At 74.4% G+C, this 4,018-nt stretch carries 4 protein-coding genes and 1 pseudogene; 2 read left to right on the top strand and 3 right to left on the bottom strand.

Going from position 1 to position 4,018, the window contains the following annotated elements; translation table 11 throughout:
* The 3 genes from AB0K37_RS40680 to aroF form a co-directional block, all read right to left on the bottom strand.
* Window positions 1-325, bottom strand: a 325-nt coding sequence (locus AB0K37_RS40680) for a DUF5954 family protein (protein ID WP_363991193.1), incomplete at its 3' end; no start/stop codon positions are given.
* A gap of 40 nt (window positions 326-365) precedes the next feature.
* A complete protein-coding gene (locus AB0K37_RS40675; RefSeq protein ID WP_363991190.1) occupies window positions 366-1,355 on the bottom strand; it encodes an EamA family transporter in 990 nt (329 codons plus the stop codon).
* A 235-nt stretch (window positions 1,356-1,590) separates the two neighbouring features.
* A complete protein-coding gene (gene aroF / locus AB0K37_RS40670) occupies window positions 1,591-2,637 on the bottom strand; it encodes a 3-deoxy-7-phosphoheptulonate synthase (protein WP_363991187.1) in 1,047 nt (348 codons plus the stop codon).
* Window positions 2,638-2,894: 257 nt separating this feature from the next.
* Here aroF and AB0K37_RS40665 point away from each other — a divergent pair, with 257 nt between their 5' ends.
* Window positions 2,895-3,518, top strand: coding sequence for a sulfite oxidase-like oxidoreductase (locus tag AB0K37_RS40665; protein WP_363991185.1), 624 nt, complete (start codon window positions 2,895-2,897; stop codon window positions 3,516-3,518).
* Window positions 3,519-3,642: 124 nt separating this feature from the next.
* A pseudogene (locus tag AB0K37_RS40660) lies at window positions 3,643-4,018 on the top strand (hypothetical protein); the annotation flags it as partial.

Here is a 4,018-nt window from a genome sequence, read left to right as displayed (position 1 = left end):
GGCGCTGCGCGGCTACCTCGCCCACCGGGGGCGCGCCGGCTCCGCCGGAGACGCCGACCGGTCCGCGCGCCGCCGCGGCCCGGTCCTCCAGGTGGTCGGCCAGGATCTCGCGCGCGCCCTGCGGCAGCGGGTCGAACGGGCACACGACCTGCCAGCCGCCCGGAACCCGCTCGGCGGCGGTGAACACGGCGCCGAGGGCCACCAGCTCCGGGTAGGCGGCGAGGGCGCGGCGGGCGTCCGCCAGCAGCACGGCGGCGACCGGATCGACGCCGTCCAGGTTCTCCGGGAACAGCCGCCCCCCGGCGTCACCATCTCCCGTCGTCATGCCGGTCATCATCCTCGCCGCGCCCTGCCCGGCCAATGGTTCAGACCAATTCGTTACCGCCCTGTGCGCCTTCGCCGCGGCCCCGTGCGCCCGCGCCGGAGCCGCGCCGGCGGACGGGCGCCACGAGGACCACCAGGCTCGCCGCCAGCAGCGCGAGGCCGCCGAGCGCCGGGCCGCCGAGCCGCTCGTCCAGCAGCACCGTGCCGAGCGCCGCCGCCACCGCCGGCTCCGCGAGCGTCAGCGTCGTCGCCGTCGTCGCCGGCGTGGTGCGCAGGCCCCGGGCGAACAGCAGGTAGCCCCCGCCCGTGGTGATCACGCCGAGGTAGAGCGCGATGAGCGCGCCGCTCCCGGTGAGCAGCCAGCCCGTCGGGCCGGCGAGCAGCACGGGGACCAGCGGAAGGGCCGCCGCGCCGAACAGCGCCGCGGCGACGGCCCGGTCCTCCTCGCCCCGGGTGATGAGGACGGACGCCACCGTCGCGTACACCGCGTACGACAGCCCGGACAGCAGGGCCAGCCCGATGCCGAGCGGCTCCGCGCCCGCGTCCCGGCCGCCGCCGACGAGCAGCGCGCAGCCCGCGACGGCCCCCGCCGTGGCGAGCGTCCACCGTCCGGACGGCGCGGACCCGCGCGCCAGCAGCCCGATCACGCCGGCGAACACCGGCGCGCTGCCGATCGTGACGACGGTGCCGACCGCGACGCCCGTGCGCCCGGCGGCGACGAAGAACGCCGTCTGGTAGACGGTGACGGCGGCCGCTCCGAGGGCGACGAGCGGCAGGTTGCGGCGGTCCGCCAGCAGGCGGCGCAGCCCCGCGCCGCGGCGCGTGGACGCGGCGAGGGCCAGCAGCACCAGGCCGCCGATGATGATGCGGATCGCGGCGACCGAGTACGGGGACGCGCCGTCCGCGAACGTGCGGACGGTGCCGGTCGTCCCCCACAGGGACGCCGCCAGCAGGATGTCGGCGCCGCCGCGCCGGGCACGGGACCGCGAGGGCTTTTCGGACGCGCGCCGAAGAAAGGTGTTCTGTGACACGGGAGAAGGGCTCCTGGGCTCGAATCGGGAGGAGGGATCCGGATTCGGGGCGCAGGACGGCAAGGCCGGGCGCGTGATCGCGCCGGGCCGTGCCGAGATCAGCAGGAATGCGGTCGCCGCGCCCCGTCAGGAGCGCGGCGGTCCGCAATCAGGTGCCCAGTAAGCCATGGTTCAGGACGATACCCGCTCGGCGTCCCCGCGAGGCGGGCGGGGCAGGCGGGCGTGCTGGGGCGGGTCAGGCGGGCACGGCGTCGGGGTCCTCGCTCCTGGTGAGGGAGCGGCCGACGATCGGGGGCAGGTCGCGGACGAGCTTGGCGAGCTCGCGCAGGTCGCCGTCGACCAGGGCCTGCGGGCCGTCGCACAGGGCGGTCTCCGGGTGCGGGTGCACATCGATGATCACGCCGTCGGCGCCGATCGCGATCGCCGCGCGGGTCAGCGGCAGGACGAGGTCGCGGCTGCCGCCCGAGTGCGACGGGTCCACGATGACCGGCAGGTGGGAGAGGCGCTGCGCCACCGGAACCGCGGAGATGTCGAGGGTGTTGCGGGTCGCCCGCTCGAACGTGCGGATGCCCCGCTCGCAGAGCACGATGTCGAGGTTGCCGCGCTGCGCGACGTACTCGGCGGCCATCAGCCACTCCTCGATCGTCCCGTTCATGCCGCGCTTCAGCATGACCGGCTTGCCCGACTCGCCGGCGGCCTGCAGGAGCGCGAAGTTCTGCGCGTTGCGGGTGCCGATCTGCAGCATGTCGGCGTAGGAGGCGACGAGCTCGACGTCGCCGGCGTCCACGACCTCGGTGACGATCGGCATGCCGGTCTCCTCGCGCACGTCCGCGAGGATGCGCAGCCCGGCCTCACCGAGGCCCTGGAACGCGTAGGGCGACGTGCGCGGCTTGAACGCGCCGCCGCGCAGCAGCGTCGCGCCCGCGGCCTGCGCCATCTGCGCCGCGCCGAGGGTCTGCTCGGGGGTCTCCACCGCGCACGGGCCGGCGATCAGCGTCATGGTGCCGGGACCGATCGGCACCCCGCCGACCCGGACGACCGACCGCTCGGCGTGGTTCTCGCGGCTCACCAGCTTGTAGGGCGCCGAGATGCGGATGACGTCGCTGACGCCGCGCATCCCGCGCAGGTTCAGCGAGCCGAACTGCTGGACGTCGCCCACCAGCCCGACGATGGTCCGCTCCACACCGCGGCTGACGAAGGCGTCGCCTCCTGCCGTCTCAACCAGTGAGACGACGGCTCTGACGTCCGCTTCGCTGGCCTCCGGGGCCATGACGACGACCATGGGTTGCTGCCTCTCATTCATGCCCCGGGAGGCCGGCCGGTCCCCGGAACGACGAAAGCCCCGGGCCGGCCGGCCCGGGGCTTTCGCCTTCGTGGTCTGTCAGCGCAGCGTCTGGCAGACCAGCCGTCCGGGCTGGTCGGGCCAAAAGAAATACACGACGTTGCGCACGGGGAAAGCGTAGCCGATGTCCGGGCCCGCGGCCCGCGGCCGACCCCGGATATGGCTCAGCTCACTCCGGATGGCAGGATGGCCGCGTCATGACCCACCCCGAACAGTCCGCGCCGCAGCCGGGCGAACTGCCGCCCGGGCAGTACGTCCCCCGGGGCTGGCCCGTCCTGCACTACGGCCCCGTCCCGAAGTTCCGTCCCAAGGACTGGGATTTCCGGGTCTTCGGCGCCACCGAGTCGGGGGAGCAGCACCGCTGGACCTGGGACGAGTTCGACGCGCTGCCGAAGGCCGCCTCGGTCGCCGACTTCCACTGCGTCACCAAGTTCACCATCCCGGACAACGAGTGGCGCGGCGTCCCCGGCACGGCGATCACCGAGCTGGCGCCGCCCGCGCCGGACGTCACGCACGTCATGGTCTGGGCCGAGTACGGCTACAGCGCCAACATCCGGATGAGCGACTTCCTCGCCGACGGGACGATGTTCGCCACCCACCGCGACGGCGAGCGCCTCACCCCCGACCACGGCTTCCCCGTCCGCATCGTCATCCCGCACCTGTACGCGTGGAAGAGCGTGAAATGGGTCCGGGGCGTGGAGTACCTGGTGAAGGACCGCCGGGGCTTCTGGGAGGAGCGCGGGTACCACAACGTCGCCGATCCGTGGCGGGAGCAGCGCTACTCGTACCAGGAGGACGAGGGCGAGTCGCCCCCGCTGTGACCGGACCCGCGCGATTGGTCCGCTGGTGCGGGACTTCCGGTCGGCCGAACGTGTCCCATTCGAGACCTCGGTAAATCGGCAACAGGCGCACCCGCGGCGATGATAGCCATTACCGTAAGTTTCCATGGACCTACCGTCCGTCACAGATGTCGTGGTGTACGCCGCGGCAGCCGGGGCCAGCGGGGTCTGGGCGCCGCGCCGGTGGTGCCTCCTGCCGCGGCGCGGGCACGCCGATCCGGCGGAGGCGGCCGCCCTCGCCGCCCTGCACCTGATCGCGCACGCCGCGCCCCCGCTGCGGGCCGGGCTCACCGGCGACGCGGCGCGCAGGGCGACCCGGCTGCTGCGCTCGCTGCTCGGCGCCGAGGCGGTCGCGATCGTGGCGGTGCGCCCGCCCGGCGACCCGGACGGCGCCGACTGGGCGGACGTCACGACGGCGCGCGCTGTCAACGGACTGCTGCTGCCCGTCGTCAAGGGCGTCGCCTCCGAACGCGCCTGCGAGC

Origin of the sequence: Actinomadura sp. NPDC049753, assembly GCF_040674655.1 — a bacterium.
Taxonomy (GTDB): domain Bacteria; phylum Actinomycetota; class Actinomycetes; order Streptosporangiales; family Streptosporangiaceae; genus Spirillospora; species Spirillospora verrucosospora.
Note: the sequence above shows the minus strand (reverse complement) of the source record. Positions and strands in the feature narration are given on the sequence as shown.